The sequence below is a fragment of the Prevotella sp. Sow4_E9_plate genome (assembly GCF_052116205.1).
In the GTDB taxonomy this organism is placed as follows: Bacteria; Bacteroidota; Bacteroidia; order Bacteroidales; family Bacteroidaceae; genus Prevotella.
Genome location: NZ_JBQKLN010000019.1, coordinates 43909 through 59532, shown reverse-complemented (window position 1 = coordinate 59532; position 15624 = coordinate 43909). Strand labels below are relative to the sequence as shown.

The window sequence follows — 15624 nt, the reverse complement described above, 5'->3', positions numbered from 1 at the left end:
GCAAAGATAGAGAAAAAAGTTGGTTTGCCCAAATATTCCCTCATATTATTTGGCGGTTTCATTAAAAAATCGTAGCTTTGCAGCAGAAATAGCTTTAGATACATCCAGCACGCCCGATTTTCTTGATTTACATCAACAACCACGTAAACTTCATCACAAAGGTAGGTTTCCTCGGTTACAGAGGCTATTCTCCTGACCATGGTGACAACTCATCAACATTCGGACTTAACGTAGATGCGAGCAACATTTCATTTGGTGCTATCTACAAGTTCTAATCTTAGGGTGCTCATTTACTCATAAGCAATAATATCAGGGGGCGCAAGCGATTCCTTTCCTGGAAACAGCTTGCGCCCCATTTTTTATCTGCAAGCGAACACACTTTTACTCTTCACTCTTCACCTTTCCTTCGGAACCCCTGTGTTTATCGGCATTCTGAGGGGGTGAAGAGTTTGCAGCGACTCTTCACCCACTCTTCACCACTCTTCACCGATTCCAAAGACCAACAGGCGTAAATTGCAGCGCAAGACCGCTAGATGTCAAGGAGAGAAGCAAGACCGCCAGGCGTCTCTAAGGAGGGTGTGCCATAAGTCTGAATAATAGTTGGCGCATAACAGTTGACCATCGCATGCACATCACCTGTTGTGCATGCGCATATCAGCTGTTATGCAAGCGCACAACAGCTGTTGTGCGACCGAAGATACTGGCTGTTTCAACAACATATCCTAACTCTTTCAACAACATATCCTAACTCTTCCAACAACAAGAAGAGGGTGAATCATAAACTTATGACACACCCTCCGCCGAACCAGCCAGGGTGAAGAGTGGTGAAGAGTGGGTGAAGAGTGTCCAAGAACTCTTCACCCCTCGAAACGCCCATAAACACTGGGGATTCCGAAGGAAAGGTGAAGAGTGAAGAGTATTTCTTTATCCCTTACTTACAACACTTTTACAGGCATTTACGCTGACTGTTGCAGTAGAACAGCCAACTGGCGAGCGTACGGCTAGTCAGCTGTCTATCGTTCACCAGTACACTGTTTCCGATTAACAGATAGCCATATTTCTACTTTTTAAGCGTAAATTCAAACTTCAAGCCGCCTTCCTGCTGATTACTTACACGGATGGTTCCGCCATGCAGGAGAACGGCATTCTTGACGATGGCAAGACCCAAACCGGTGCCACCCATCTTGCGGCTGCGTCCCTTATCTACCCGATAGAAACGCTCGAAAAGACGGGAGAGATGCTCGGCAGGAACTCCCTGACCATTATCACAGAAGATGAAATGCCACTTATTGCCCTGATCCTTGGCACTCAACGTTATCTTACGCCCTTCGCCGGCATAAGCTATGGCATTGTCGGTAAGATTGCGGAACACACTATAGAGCAGACTGCGGTTACCCTTCACGATAATATGCTGGTCGGGAAGAAGATTCTCGAAAGTCATCTGGTGCGACTCTCTTTCCAGCGCCGTCTCACGGACTATTTCACTCACCATCTGCGTAATGTCTACCGCCTCGAAATCTATCATATCCGAACCGTCATCCAACCGGTTCAGGGTAGAGATGTCGCGAAGCAGAGAGGTGAGACGCTCGCTCTGGGCATAACAGCGCAGCAGAAACTGCGACTTCATCTCTTCGTTGATATGCGGATTGTCGAGTATCGTTTCCAGATAACCCTGGATACTGGCTACAGGAGTCTTCAGCTCGTGGGCGATATTCTGGGTAAGCTGCCGCTTCAGTACATCCTGTTCACGTCGGGTGGTCTGTATGCGCTTATACATCTTGATAATGCGCTCGGCAATCTCACCCAACTCATCATTAGGGAATTTAGCCAGATCCTCCACCTCCAGGCTCTCATTATGATCCGCCTTATAAGCAAAGATACGGAGTTTGGATACATTCTTCGCCAATCTGTTTGTAAAACGGTATAGCACCAGGGTAAGTAGGATGATGGCTGCCAAGGCAAACCAGATATAATGCAGATCAGCCTGAAGCGACTTGGTCAAATCATCATTATATGGCAATGCTGTACGAACGATAAGATGACTCTTCGGGAAATAGGACGCTACATAGAAATAATCCTGCTTCAGCGTTTTCGACTGTCGCTCTACGCTCGTACCCATTCCCTCTTTCAATGCCTGTACTATCTCCGCACGCTGGGCATGATTGGCAAAGTGGCGATAATCCTTACTCATATTGTCAAAGATTACGGTTCCATCCTTCTTGACCAAAGTTACACGAAGGTCCTTACTCTCATGCGTCTGCACAAAATCTTCCAACTTTGCCTCTGCCACACGCACGCTATCCACCACTTCCACACTGTCAGAAAGGAGAATGCCACAAGTCTTGGACAATTCCAAATCCTCTGCCAGCAGTTCATTATAGTTGGCAAGTTTCAGAGTCAACGTACTAATCTTATACTGTTTCTCGCGTGTTTGCTGAAATACAATAAAACTGACAGCGAACACAAGGAACACCGCCAGTACGCTAAAATACAACTTCTTACCTACATTATTCAGTTTAAACATGATGATATCTGTTTATGCATCAAAATAATAACCAAATCCCAAACGGGTAACAATACACTTGGAAAATTTACCAATTTTCTTTCGCATACGGGTAATATTCACATCCACAGTACGGTCGAGCACCATCACATCCTTTGGCCATACACGGTCGATGAGTTCCTGACGAGAGAACACCTTACCACGCTCTTCCAGCAGAAGGCGCAAGAGTTCAAACTCTGTCTTGGTAAATGGCACACACTCTCCATCCACAGTCACCGACTTCTTGTCCAGATTGAGCTGCAAACCCTGATAGTTAATCAGAGAAGGCTCGCTGCTGTTACCTCTCTGCTCCATTGTACGGCGCAGCACAGCACGCACTCGCACCATCACCTCCCGGATAGAGAAAGGCTTGGAGATATAATCATCTGCACCCAGATTGAATCCGGTCACAGTATCATTCTCCGTATCACGGGCTGTCAGGAAGATGATAGGCACATGAGCTGTCATCGGATTCTCCTTCAACTGTCTTGCCAGCTGAAATCCGCTCATTCCTCCCATCATCACATCAAGCAATAAAAGATCATAAGAGGCAATATCCTTCGATATAGCTTCCTCACCCGAATTGGCAGTATCTGCCTGATACCCCTCTGTCTCTAAATTGAACTTCAAGATTTCACACAAGTCCTGCTCATCATCAACAACCAGGATTTTCTTCTTATTTGCTTCCATATTCCTATCATTTAAATTCTGCCTGCAAAATTACACTTTTTCTTTTGTAATACGCATTACATTCGATTACAATTCAATTACATTCACCAAATCAGCTTAAAAAAGACTAGTTTTATTACAATTTTAAAGAATTTTATGACACACTTTAACGCAATGTAACCAAATCCGCTACAAGTTTGTTCGCTATTTTAATACTATATTGGTAATTTTGCAACCGGATTTAGACAAGAAAATATAAAATCTTTAATAAGCAAAGAATTATGAACGATAAAGTTAATACTGTGGTCATAGGCAAACTCATCAAGGAAGAACTTCAACGGCAGGGTAAAACATCTGTATGGTTGGCAAACGAGCTTGGTTGCCATCGCACCAATATATATAAGGTATACGATCGCACTACCATCGATACGGGCATGCTGTTCCACATCAGTAAAATCTTGAAAGTTGACTTTTTCAAGTACTACTCAGATGCTCTTTCTTCCAAGCGTAAGAAGTAAAAGTTTCCGATCTTTATATCAAAAAAGCCTTACCCAGTGTCATCTATTGACTCCGGTAAGGCTTTTCCTTTGTTTATCTGATTTTTGGCTTATCCCAATCTCTTCTCCAAACGCTCACGAATAGCAGCGATGAAACCTGCAGAGTTCACGGCCTTAGCCTCAACTCCCTCCATCAGGTTGACGAGGTCTTTGGTAGCGATACCGTCATTCAAGGTATCGAAGCAAGCAGCCTCCAACTGGTCGCCAAAGTCCTGCAACTCCTTGATGCCATCCAGCTCACCACGCTTTCTCAATGCACCGCTCCATGCAAAGATGGTTGCCATTGGGTTGGTAGATGTATCCTCACCTTTCAAGTAGCGATAGTAGTGACGTGTTACTGTACCATGTGCTGCCTCATATTCATATTTTCCATCAGGAGAAACCAAGACAGAAGTCATCATTGCCAGAGAACCGAATGCGGTACTGAGCATATCGCTCATCACATCACCATCATAGTTCTTGCAAGCCCAGATGAAACCACCCTTACTACGAATCACACGAGCCACGGCATCATCAATCAATGTATAGAAGTACTCGATGCCAAGCTCTGCAAACTTCTCCTTGTAGTCGCTCTCGTATACTTCCTCAAAAATCTTACGGAACTGAGCATCGTAAGTCTTGGAGATGGTATCCTTGGTAGCGAACCAGAGGTCCTGCTTGGTATCGATGGCAAACTTGAAGCAGCTGTGAGCAAAGCTGCGGATGCTCTTGTCGGTATTGTGCATACCCTGAATAACGCCAGCGCCATCGAAGTTATGGATTTCAACCTCCTGCTTCTTGCCACTCTTACCCTCGAACACGAGTTTAGCTACTCCCGGTTCATCGGCACGAATCTCCACGCTCTTGTATACATCTCCATAAGCATGACGGGCGATAGTGATAGGCTTCTCCCAGTTCTTCACACATGGGTGAATGCTAGGAATGGTAATAGGAGCACGGAACACGGTACCGTCCATGATGCTACGGATTGTTCCGTTAGGACTTTTCCACATTTTATGGAGCTTATACTCGTCCATACGCTGGGCATTAGGGGTAATGGTAGCACACTTCACGGCTACACCATATTTCTTGGCAGCCTCAGCAGAGTCAATGGTTACCTGGTCATTGGTCTGATCGCGATAAGGCAAACCCAAGTCATAATACTCAGACTTCAAGTCAACGAAAGGAAGAATCAGTTCGTCCTTGATCATCTTCCAAAGGATTCTTGTCATCTCATCACCGTCCATCTCTACCAATGGAGTCGTCATCTTAATCTTTTCCATAACACAATATAATGTATAATTAATAATTTACAATGTACAATGATCAGGGCAGCCAAGTGGCCCCTTGATATTTTGCCTGCAAAATTAATAAAAATAATTAAGAAAAGAAAGGATATTAAGAATATTTCTAGCAAAATGACAACAAAAAGCACTTTTTCACGGCTTTAAAACATAAAACCTGTATATTTATACCGAAAAAGGCATCAACAAGTCTTTAACAACTCATTGATGCCTCTATCTATTTACTTTTTTACCTTTTTACCCTTTTACCTTTTACTTCTCCTCTGGAGCCTTGTCGATCAAGTCCATGAACTGGTCGAGCTTAGGAGTGATGATAATCTGGGTACGACGGTTACGCTGCTTGCCAACCTCTGTATTGTTGGTTGTAACAGGGTTGTACTCACCACGACCACCAGCAGTCATACGCTTAGGATTAACACCGAAGTTGTCCTGGAGATATTGAACAACAGAAGCTGCACGGAGAGCAGAGAGGTCCCAGTTGTTACGGATGTTCTTCATCTTGGCACTTGTTGTGCTTACAGGCACGTTATCAGTGTTACCCTCAATGAGTACATCATAATCCTTGTAGTCCTGGATAATCTTGGCAATCTTGCTCAAAGTCTCCTTAGCACGGCTGTTCACCTCATAGCTACCGCTCTGATAGAGCATGTTGTCAGCCAAAGAGATGTAAACCACACCCTTCAATACCTGAACGTCAACTTCCTTCATCTCCTCACGGCTGAGTGAGCGGGTCAGGTTGTTGGTCAATACCATGTTCAGAGAATCGCTCTTGCTCTTCACCTCAACCAAATGACGGATGTACTGGTTGCTCTCATTGATCTGGTCAACGAGCTTCTCGATGCTAATGTTGTTCTGATTAGCATTTGTCAAACTCTTGTCAAGAGCACTCTGCAACTTAGCGTAGTCGCTCTTTGCAGTAGCAAGCTGCTGCTGAGCTGCAGCGAGACTAGCCTCTGTAGCAGCCAACTTCTCCTTTGTATCTTGGTAATTGGCAGTCAACTCTCTGTTTTCTGTCTGGCAATTCTGAAGATCCTTCTTACTAGCGCAACTTGTTGTCAACAAAGCTGCTGCCATCAAAACCATTGCAAAAATCTTAGTCTGTTTCATATTCCTTTATTTTTATTTTCAGTTATTAAAAACACATTTAAATGTTACACACGCTTTCACGGTGCAAAGTTACTTATTAGACCCGAATAACCATCATTTGTCAAAGCGTTTTAGACATTTTTAACCACAAAATCAATATTTTGTAGTTTTTTACAAGGGGAAAGCATTAACTAACTATAAAAATACGAGCAAAGGCTTTGTATTTCCAAAATTTAGCGCTATCTTTGCAACCGAAAGAAAAATAAATACATTAACATAATAAAAAGAGAAATAGTATGATTCTTTTTTTCAGAACTCCATCTAAGAGTGTGATTGCGACCGAGATTGATCACAAACCATCTCAGGACGAAATCAATGAACTTTGTTGGCTTTATGGTGACGCGACTTTAGAGGACGCCCAGCAGTTGCAGGGCTTCTATGTCGGTCCACGCCGTGAAATGATTACTCCTTGGAGTACGAATGCCGTTGAGATTACTCAGAACATGAGTCTTAACGGCATTTCGCGTATCGAGGAGTACTTCCCTGTGGATAGCGAAGACGCTGAGCACGACCCTATGCTCCAGCGTATGTACAACGGTATCGGTCAGGATGTGTTCACCGTGAACCACCAGCCAGAACCTATCAAGTACGTCGATGACCTCGAGAAGTATAACGAGGAAGAGGGTCTTGCCCTCAGCGAGGACGAAATGGCTTATCTCCACAAGCTGGAGAAAGAGAACGGACGCCCTCTCACCGACAGCGAAATCTTCGGTTTCGCACAGATCAACTCAGAGCACTGCCGCCACAAGATCTTCGGCGGCCAGTTTATCATCGACGGTAAGGAGATGGAGTCTTCTCTCTTCAGCATGATCAAGAAGACCACTCAGGAGAACCCTAACAAGATTCTCTCTGCCTATAAGGATAATGTGGCTTTCTCACAGGGGCCTGTCATCGAGCAGTTTGCGCCAGCCGATCAGACTACCAGCGATTTCTTCCAGGTGAAGGATATCGAGAGTGTTATCTCTCTGAAGGCTGAGACTCACAACTTCCCTACTACCGTAGAGCCTTTCAACGGTGCTGCTACCGGTACGGGTGGTGAAATCCGCGACCGTATGGGTGGTGGTGTAGGTTCATGGCCTATCGCAGGTACTGCCTGCTACATGACTGCTTATCCTCGCCTGAAGGATGACAACGGAAAGAGCGATGTTGAGCGCGACTGGGAAGACATCATGCCTGTTCGTAAGTGGCTCTATCAGACTCCTGAACAGATTCTGATCAAGGCCTCCAACGGTGCATCAGACTTCGGTAACAAGTTCGGTCAGCCTCTCATCACCGGTTCTGTGCTTACATTCGAGCACGAGGAGAATGGTGAGAAGTATGCATACGATAAGGTAATCATGCTTGCTGGTGGTGTAGGCTACGGCAAGAAGCGTGACTACAAGAAGGGTGAGCCACAGAAGGGCAACAAGGTTGTCGTAGTAGGTGGTGACAACTATCGCATCGGTCTTGGTGGTGGTTCTGTTTCTTCTGTAGATACAGGCCGTTACAGCAACGGTATCGAGTTGAACGCTGTTCAGCGTGCCAACCCTGAGATGCAGAAACGTGCCTACAACCTGGTTCGTGCACTCGTTGAGAACGATGAGAACCCAGTAGTCAGCATCCACGACCACGGTTCAGCCGGTCACTTGAACTGTCTCTCTGAGTTGGTAGAAGAGTGCGGTGGCGAAATCGATATGTCTAAGTTGCCTATCGGCGACAAGACTTTGAGCGCCAAGGAAATCATCGCCAACGAGAGCCAGGAGCGCATGGGCTTGCTCATCGACGAGAAATATATCAGCGAGGTTCAGAAGATTGCCGACCGTGAGCGTGCTCCAATGTACGTGGTTGGTGAGACTACAGGCGATGCTCACTTCAGCTTCAAGCAGGCTGACGGCGTGAAGCCATTCGACCTCGATGTAGCTCAGATGTTCGGTCATACTCCTAAGACTGTGATGGTGGATGAGACCGTAGAGCGTAAATATGAAGATGTAACTTATTCTGCAGATAACCTCGACGAGTACTTGAAGCGTGTTCTCCAGATGGAGGCTGTGGCTTGTAAGGACTGGTTGACCAACAAGGTTGACCGTTCTGTAACAGGTAAGATTGCCCGTCAGCAGGGTCAGGGTCAGATTCAGTTGCCACTCTCAGACTGTGGTGTCGTAGCACTCGACTACCGTGGCGAGAAGGGTATCGTAACTGCAATGGGTCATGCTCCTCAGGCTGGTCTTGCCGATCCTAAGGCAGGTTCAGTACTCTCTGTAGCAGAGTCTTTGACTAATATCGTATGGGCTCCATTGGCAGATGGCATGGACAGCATCAGCCTCTCTGCTAACTGGATGTGGCCTTGCCGTAGCCAGAAGGGTGAGGATGCCCGTCTGTACGAGGGTGTGAAGGCATTGTCAGACTTCTGCTGCGCCATCCACGTGAACGTACCAACAGGTAAGGACTCTCTCTCATTGACCCAGCAGTATCCTAACGGCGAGAAGATCATCGCTCCAGGTACCGTTATCGTAAGTGCTGGTGGTGAGGTTTCAGATGTCAAGAAGGTGGTTAGCCCAGTTCTCGTTAACGACAAGAACTCTAGCCTCTATCATATCGACTTCAGCTTCGACGAGCAGCGCCTCGGTGGTTCAGCCTTCGCACAGAGCCTGGGCAAGGTGGGCAGCGATGTTCCTACCGTCAAGAACCCAGACTACTTCGTTGACTGTTTCAATGCCGTACAGGAACTCATCAACCGTGGTTGGGTAATGGCTGGTCACGATATCAGTGCCGGTGGTTTGATTACAACTCTCCTCGAGATGACATTCGCCAACGTAGAGGGCGGTATGAAGATCAACCTCCACGACATCGCAGATGCCGACATCATCAAGACTCTCTTCGCAGAGAACCCAGGTGTTGTCATCCAGGTAAGCGATGCTCACAAGGACGAGTTGAAGGCATTCTTCGATGAGAACGGTATCGGTTATGCCAAGATTGGTTATCCTGCTCCTGAGCTCCGCAAGATCATCATCAAGAAGGAAGGCTTCGAGCACGAGTTCGATATCGATGCATTGCGTGATGACTGGTATAAGACATCTTACCTCCTCGACCGCAAGCAGAGCATGAACGGTATGGCTAAGAAGCGTTACACCAATTATAAGAAGCAGCCTATCGAGATGAACTTCGGTTATGGCTTCAAGGGAACTCTCGCTAGCTACAGCCTCGACGCTAACCGTCGCAAGCCATCAGGCATCAAGGCAGCTATCATCCGTGAGAAGGGTACCAATGGTGAGCGTGAGATGGCATACTCTATGTATCTCGCCGGCTTCGATGTAAAGGATGTGATGATGACCGACTTGATTTCTGGTCGTGAGACCTTGGAGGATGTAAACTTCATCGTATTCTGCGGTGGTTTCTCTAACTCCGACGTTCTCGGTTCTGCCAAGGGTTGGGCTGGTGCATTCCTCTACAATCCTAAGGCTAAGGAGGCACTTGATAAGTTCTATGCCCGCGAGGACACCCTTTCACTCGGTATCTGTAACGGTTGTCAGCTGATGGTTGAGTTGAACCTCATCAATCCTGAGCACAAGCATCGTTCACACCTCTGCCACAACACATCCAAGAAGTTCGAGAGTACATTCCTCGGTTTGACTATTCCTCAGAACGACAGTGTGATGTTCGGTAGCTTGAGCGGTGATAAGCTCGGTATCTGGGTAGCTCACGGCGAGGGCCGTTTCTACTTGCCTGAGCCAGAGGATCACTACAACATCATTGCGAAGTACAACTACGCTGAGTATCCAGGTAATCCTAACGGCAGTGACTACAATGTAGCTGGTATCTGCTCTGCAGATGGTCGCCACTTGGCAATGATGCCACACTTGGAGCGTGCCATCTTCCCATGGCAGAACGCCTGGTATCCAGCTGGTCGCCGCAACGACGAGGTAACTCCTTGGATTGAGGCATTTGTCAATGCACGTCAGTGGATTGAAGAAAGAGCTTTGAAAAAGTAAAAAGGTAAAAAAGTAAAAAGGTAAAAAATGAATAATAGCGTAAGTTATCTTACATTATTCAAAACATTTATGAAGATTGGCATAGTCACCTTTGGGGGTGGCTATGCCATGATTCCTATTATAGAATCCGAAGTCGTCGACAAGCATCATTGGATGACGAAGGAGGAATTTCTGGATGCCATCGCTACTACCCAGGTTTGTCCGGGGGCCTTGGCCATCAACATGAGTTCCCTGCTCGGATATAAGTTGGCAAAGACACCGGGAGCCATCGTCTGCACCCTCGGCGCTTCGTTGCCATCCTTCCTTATTATCCTGGCGATAGCCATGTTTTTCCATCAGTTTGAAGACAACAAGGTGATTGCTGCCATGTTTGCAGGCATCCGTCCTGCCGTCGTAGCATTGATAGCCGTACCTACATTCTCGCTTGCCAAGAGTGCCGGAATTTCGCTTGTCAACTGCTGGATTCCTATCCTGTCAGCCCTCCTGATATGGCTTCTGGGCGTCAACCCAATCTGGATTATTATCGCTGCTGCCGTAGGTGGATACATCTATGGACAGTTTATCCAGCCAACGGAGTAAAGTTTAATGTACAATGTATAATTAATAATGTATAGAAGCCTCCGAGGCAAAGGCGTAAGCCTCATTGTTAATTATCAATTATTAATTATTAATTGAAATGATATTTCTTCAGCTTTTCATCGTATTCCTTCAGATAGGCATCTTCGGATTCGGAGGTGGCTATTCCATGATTTCCCTAATCCAGGGACAGGTAGTTACGCAGTATCATTGGATGACGATGCAAGAGTTTACCGATGTGGTTGCCATCTCTCAGATGACACCGGGTCCTATCGGTATCAACGCCGCCACCTATTGTGGCTATACAGCAGTCCATAATGCCGGCATGAGTGGCATGATGGCTATACTCGGAAGTGCCATGGCAACCTTTGCGTTGGTTCTCCCATCCTTGGTTTTGATGATTCTTATCAGCAAGATGCTGTATAAGTATATGAACACCTCAGCCGTCCAGAGCATCTTCATCGGTCTTCGCCCAGCCATCGTCGGTCTGGTAGGAGCCGCAGCCCTGCTTCTGATGAATGGCGAGAACTTCTCTACACCAGCCAATCCCTGGCATTTCTACATCTCCATCGCCCTCTTCTTTGCCACCTTTATCGGCGTAAAAGTGATGAAGATCAATCCTATCCGCATGATACTCTACTCGGCTTTTGCCGGACTGGTATTACTATATTAAAACCGATTTTATTGACCAACAATAAACAAAAGGTGGATTTTCATCAGAAAATCCACCTTTTACACTATATTTCGCATTTTGTCCACCTGTTTCTTGTGCATTTTGTGTACTTTTGCAACTGTGTATTAATAGCGGCATGGATTCAGTCTAAGCTTGATTTCATGCCATCAACAAGAAATAAAATAAACAAACCTAAGAATAAAGAATAAACAAATGAATAAGAAAAGACAGATTTTGCTTTCGGCTGTGCTCGCCTCTGCTTTGGCAGCCAACGCACAGGTTACCATCAATGTAGATGCCTCAAACCCAGGCATCAAGGTTTCTCCTAACCTCTATGGTATCTTCTTCGAGGATATCAACCATGCTGCCGACGGCGGTCTCTATGCCGAACTCATCAGCAATCGCTCCTTCGAAGATGATGAAAAGAACATCCCTACCTGGAAAACTTCCGCACAGGAAGGTGCAAAAATCCAGACACAACTCATCAACAAGGGTCTGCTCAACAAGGCACAGGGCAAGGCTCTCCAGCTTACCATTGCTGCCAAACCTGCTGCCACAGCCTCTCTCATCAACGAAGGCTTCTGGGGCATCAATGCCGTACAGGGCAGAACCTACAAGCTCTCTTTCTGGGCAAAGGGTAGCTACAAGGGCGGATTGAAGGCTCGACTCACCAACGCAAAGGGCGACAAGGTGTATGCTGAAACATCCCTCAATGCCAAGGTAGGCAAGAAGTGGACCAAATATACAGCTGAACTTACAGCCAATGCCAACGATGCGAAAGCACAGTTTGAACTCGTAGCCGACGGAAAGGGTACCATCGTTCTGGATGTGGTAAGCCTCTTCCCTCCTACTTTCAAGAATCGCGAGAATGGCTTGCGCCCTGACCTGGCTCAGCTTCTTTATAACATCCATCCTAAGTTCGTCCGTTTCCCTGGCGGTTGCTACGTAGAGGGACAGGAGTCTCCTGAGAATGCATTCCACTGGGAGAAGACCATCGGTCCTATAGAGGAGCGTCCGGGACATAAGAACGTAAACTGGCGCTATCGCACCAGCGACGGTATGGGATTCGATGAATATCTGCAGCTTGCCGAAGATTTGAACGCCAAACCTCTCTATGTTGTGAATGTTGGTTTGTGGCACGGCGGTATGACTCCTGTGGATAGCATCCAGCCTTGGATTGACGAGTGCATGAATGCCCTGGAGTATGCCAATGGTCCTGTGACCTCTAAATATGGTGCCCTGCGTGCCAAGAACGGTCATCCGGAACCATACAACATCGAGTATCTGGAGATTGGTAATGAGAACAACCAGCCGGATCCTGCAGCTCAGAGCGACCATTACTACGAGCGCTTCAAGAAGTTCAAGGATGCCGTATTGGCGAAATATCCTAAGATGCACCTCATCGGTAACGTGGTGGCTTGGGGCGATGACAACCCTAAGTGGGAAAGCAACGAGAGCGTGGAATTACTCGATGAGCACTACTACAGAAACCCTGCCTGGTTTGCTGAGAACTTCAACAAGTATGATAACTACGACCGCAAGGGCAGCGAGATTTATGTAGGTGAATATGCCGTAACCCAGGGCTTCGGCAATATGGGTTCGCTCGATGCAGCACTCGGTGAGGCAGTCTATATGATGGGCATCGAAAACAATTCTGATATTGTGACCATGGCATCCTATGCTCCTATCTTCGCCAACCTCAACAACCGCATGTGGGCACCGGATATGATTCAGTATACATCAGATAAGGTATTCGGAACTCCATCCTACTATGTCCAGAACGTGATGGCGAACAACATCGGTACCCGTGTACTGAAGGTGAACCAGGAGAATCCATACAAGTATGAGCAGACTCAGGTGAAGCCAGCCATCTGCCGTGTAGGTATGGGAACATGGGGCACCCAGGTTTCTTTCGAGGACAAGGGCTACAGCGATGAGAACGGCAAGGCGCTGCCAATGACCTTGCAGGAGTTGCCTACCGACATCCGCGGTCAGTGGAAGACAGAAGGCAGCATCATCAAGCAGACCAGCAACGAAGAGAGCTGCATCCACTTGAACCCAGGTGAGATTACCAGCAACGGCTATATATATAAGGTACGCGCGAAGAAGGATGCCGGAAACGAAGGTTTCCTCATCATCTTCAACTACGTGGATAAGAACAACTACTGCTGGTTGAACCTTGGTGGCTGGAACAACACCCAGCACGGTGTGGAGTCTATCGTGAATGGTGCCAAGAGTCAGGTGGCTACCTGCCCAGGCAAGATTGAAACCGGCAAGTGGTACGATATCGAGCTGAAGGTAGTGGGCGACAGCATCTTCGCCAAGTTGGATGGCAAGGAGGTATTCGCTACCAAGTTGAAGGCAAACACCCTTCCTGGCATCTTCTCAACAGCAACGCTTGATGAGAAGACTGGCGAGGTAATCCTGAAGATTGCCAACACCAGTACCGAGCACACCACAGCGAAGATTAATCTTCAGGGCAAGGAAATCAAGAATGGCAAGCTCATCCGCCTTTCTGCCAAGAACGGTCTGGAGGAGAACACCATCGACAATCCTACCAACATCTATCCTGTAGAAAACTATGTAACTACCGAGAAGAACGGTGCTACGGTAGAGATTCCAGCCAGCTCGCTGAATATCATCCGTTTGAAATAAACAAAATACGTCTAGGGCATTAAGCCCTAGACAACTCCATCATATGATCCATTTTGAATAGTTGATAAGATAGTTAGTTAGAAAAGAGAAGGCGGCAACCTGCGTGATGCAGTTTGCCGCCTCGTTTTTTATGATTGTCTGATAGTATTGAATGGAAGACATCGTTATTCAAAGCTATTATAGCTGTATGTATCATTTATATCCTCAAATACTTTGAAAAAGTGTTTCTAAGGAAATAAAAACGTTCAAAATATCATAAAAGATACGGAGAATGGCTACACCCGTAGCCATTTTTTCGTACTTTTGCTAGCGTTATCGTTCTTTAGACGCCATTATGACAAATGAGCTATCGGATTATATATTAACATTACAAGACACTAGTGTCCCGTTAAAACGAGACGATTATTAAATAAGTTGCTAATACTCAAAAGTTTACGGACTTTTTATAGTGTACTCGATTTGATTTTGTATCTTTGCACGCATATTTAAAATACGTGTGCGATGAACAAAGGCAAATCTATATTTTCTCAGATTATGTCACTTATACCAGAACGTGATTTCAAAAGTTGTGTAGACCGTTATAAGGGAAACTACAGAGCAAGAAACTTCTCTTGTAAAGACCAATTTCCAGTAATGAGCTATGCTCAATTAACAGGTCGTGATAGTCTTCGAGATATAGAAAACTGCCTTACGGCACTCTCCAGCAAACTTTACCATTGTGGTATTAGTTATGCTGTACCACGTAATACTCTAGCAAAAGCTAACGAGAAGCGAGATTGGCATATCTATAAAGATTTTGCAGACGTTCTTTTGAAAAAAGTACGTCCTCTTTATGCCAAAGACAAGTTCAGATTAGACCTTGACAACATGGTATATGCTTTTGATAGCAGTACTATAAGTCTGTGTCTCAAATTATGTCCTTGGGCAAAGTTTCTCAAAAACAAAGGTGGCATCAAGATGCACACATTAGTCGATTTGCGAGGAAATCTTCCAGTCTCAGTTTATTTGACATCAGCATCGGTTAATGATGTAAAAGCTCTTGATAATCTCTACATAGAACCTTCTGCTATCTATTTGATGGACAGAGGATATGTAGATTTTAACAGACTCTTCAAGTTGATAACTAAGAAGAATGCATTCTTTGTTACTAGGGCAAAAGATAACATGCTTTTTGAAGTTGTATCAGAAGCCGAAGTTGACAAGAGCACTGGTATCATTTCTGATGAACGTATCAAATTAACAGGACTACATACTGCCAAATGGTATCCTGAAGAACTTAGAATGGTAACCTATGAGGACTATGCAACCAATAAGGTGTATAGGTTTCTCACAAACAACATGGAATATGAACCGCTTACCATATCTGAATTATATAGGGAAAGATGGAACGTGGAACTTTACTTTAAATGAATTAAGCAACACCTTCACATCAAATCTTTTTACGGAACTTCCGAGAATGCCATATATCTGCAAATCTGGATTGCCATATGCACATACTTGCTTTTAGCTTATACAAAGAAAGTGATGCACATAGATCAATCGCTACACACTATTT

The 15624-nt window shown here is 45.7% G+C and carries 11 protein-coding genes; 7 read left to right on the top strand and 4 right to left on the bottom strand.

Features of this window, described 5'->3' with window-relative positions; genetic code table 11:
• The first annotated feature begins 122 nt into the window (after nucleotides 1-122).
• Nucleotides 123-275 (top strand): hypothetical protein, encoded by a 153-nt coding sequence (locus tag ACTQ53_RS09300; protein WP_441932800.1) that lies wholly within the window; start codon nucleotides 123-125, stop codon nucleotides 273-275.
• Between the two features lie 785 nt (nucleotides 276-1060).
• On the opposite strand, the gene ACTQ53_RS09295 is transcribed toward ACTQ53_RS09300, so the two are convergent.
• Together ACTQ53_RS09295 and ACTQ53_RS09290 are read right to left on the bottom strand one after the other, a co-directional pair.
• Nucleotides 1061-2524, bottom strand: a complete 1464-nt coding sequence (locus tag ACTQ53_RS09295) for a sensor histidine kinase (RefSeq protein WP_441932799.1) — start codon at nucleotides 2522-2524, stop codon at nucleotides 1061-1063.
• A 12-nt stretch (nucleotides 2525-2536) separates the two neighbouring features.
• Nucleotides 2537-3232, bottom strand: a complete 696-nt coding sequence (locus ACTQ53_RS09290) for a response regulator transcription factor (RefSeq protein ID WP_294968566.1) — start codon at nucleotides 3230-3232, stop codon at nucleotides 2537-2539.
• A 260-nt stretch (nucleotides 3233-3492) separates the two neighbouring features.
• On the opposite strand from ACTQ53_RS09290, the gene ACTQ53_RS09285 reads away from it, so the two are divergent.
• Complete coding sequence (locus ACTQ53_RS09285) at nucleotides 3493-3729, top strand: XRE family transcriptional regulator (RefSeq protein ID WP_217761325.1); 237 nt, start codon at nucleotides 3493-3495, stop codon at nucleotides 3727-3729.
• An 89-nt stretch (nucleotides 3730-3818) separates the two neighbouring features.
• On the opposite strand, the gene ACTQ53_RS09280 is transcribed toward ACTQ53_RS09285, so the two are convergent.
• Together ACTQ53_RS09280 and ACTQ53_RS09275 are read right to left on the bottom strand one after the other, a co-directional pair.
• A complete protein-coding gene (locus tag ACTQ53_RS09280; RefSeq protein ID WP_217761323.1) occupies nucleotides 3819-5030 on the bottom strand; it encodes an NADP-dependent isocitrate dehydrogenase in 1212 nt (403 codons plus the stop codon).
• A gap of 273 nt (nucleotides 5031-5303) precedes the next feature.
• Nucleotides 5304-6158 carry an OmpA family protein gene (locus ACTQ53_RS09275; RefSeq protein WP_294700561.1) on the bottom strand — a complete coding sequence of 285 codons (855 nt, stop codon included), beginning with the start codon at nucleotides 6156-6158 and terminating at the stop codon, nucleotides 5304-5306.
• A gap of 275 nt (nucleotides 6159-6433) precedes the next feature.
• On the opposite strand from ACTQ53_RS09275, the gene purL reads away from it, so the two are divergent.
• From purL to ACTQ53_RS09250, 5 genes are all read left to right on the top strand, one after another.
• Nucleotides 6434-10165: a phosphoribosylformylglycinamidine synthase gene (gene purL / locus ACTQ53_RS09270; RefSeq protein ID WP_441932798.1), complete on the top strand. Its 3732-nt coding sequence runs from the start codon at nucleotides 6434-6436 to the stop codon at nucleotides 10163-10165.
• A 27-nt stretch (nucleotides 10166-10192) separates the two neighbouring features.
• Nucleotides 10193-10744 carry a chromate transporter gene (locus ACTQ53_RS09265; RefSeq protein WP_441932797.1) on the top strand — a complete coding sequence of 184 codons (552 nt, stop codon included), beginning with the start codon at nucleotides 10193-10195 and terminating at the stop codon, nucleotides 10742-10744.
• 97 nt (nucleotides 10745-10841) lie between these two features.
• A complete protein-coding gene (locus ACTQ53_RS09260; RefSeq protein WP_295347051.1) occupies nucleotides 10842-11414 on the top strand; it encodes a chromate transporter in 573 nt (190 codons plus the stop codon).
• 213 nt (nucleotides 11415-11627) lie between these two features.
• Complete coding sequence (locus ACTQ53_RS09255; protein WP_441932796.1) at nucleotides 11628-14069, top strand: alpha-L-arabinofuranosidase C-terminal domain-containing protein; 2442 nt, start codon at nucleotides 11628-11630, stop codon at nucleotides 14067-14069.
• A gap of 501 nt (nucleotides 14070-14570) precedes the next feature.
• The gene (locus tag ACTQ53_RS09250) at nucleotides 14571-15479 is read left to right on the top strand and encodes an IS4 family transposase (RefSeq protein WP_441932795.1); all 909 of its coding nucleotides are present in this window, start codon (nucleotides 14571-14573) and stop codon (nucleotides 15477-15479) included.
• Nucleotides 15480-15624 lie beyond the last annotated feature (145 nt).

Coding starts and splice junctions, on each gene's coding strand:
- ACTQ53_RS09295 (WP_441932799.1), bottom strand. CDS start 2,524: ATGTTTAAACTGAATAATGTAGGTAAGAAGTTGTATTTTAGCGTACTG.
- ACTQ53_RS09290 (WP_294968566.1), bottom strand. CDS start 3,232: ATGGAAGCAAATAAGAAGAAAATCCTGGTTGTTGATGATGAGCAGGAC.
- ACTQ53_RS09285 (WP_217761325.1), top strand. CDS start 3,493: ATGAACGATAAAGTTAATACTGTGGTCATAGGCAAACTCATCAAGGAA.
- ACTQ53_RS09280 (WP_217761323.1), bottom strand. CDS start 5,030: ATGGAAAAGATTAAGATGACGACTCCATTGGTAGAGATGGACGGTGAT.
- ACTQ53_RS09275 (WP_294700561.1), bottom strand. CDS start 6,158: ATGAAACAGACTAAGATTTTTGCAATGGTTTTGATGGCAGCAGCTTTG.
- purL (WP_441932798.1), top strand. CDS start 6,434: ATGATTCTTTTTTTCAGAACTCCATCTAAGAGTGTGATTGCGACCGAG.
- ACTQ53_RS09265 (WP_441932797.1), top strand. CDS start 10,193: ATGAATAATAGCGTAAGTTATCTTACATTATTCAAAACATTTATGAAG.
- ACTQ53_RS09260 (WP_295347051.1), top strand. CDS start 10,842: ATGATATTTCTTCAGCTTTTCATCGTATTCCTTCAGATAGGCATCTTC.
- ACTQ53_RS09255 (WP_441932796.1), top strand. CDS start 11,628: ATGAATAAGAAAAGACAGATTTTGCTTTCGGCTGTGCTCGCCTCTGCT.
- ACTQ53_RS09250 (WP_441932795.1), top strand. CDS start 14,571: ATGAACAAAGGCAAATCTATATTTTCTCAGATTATGTCACTTATACCA.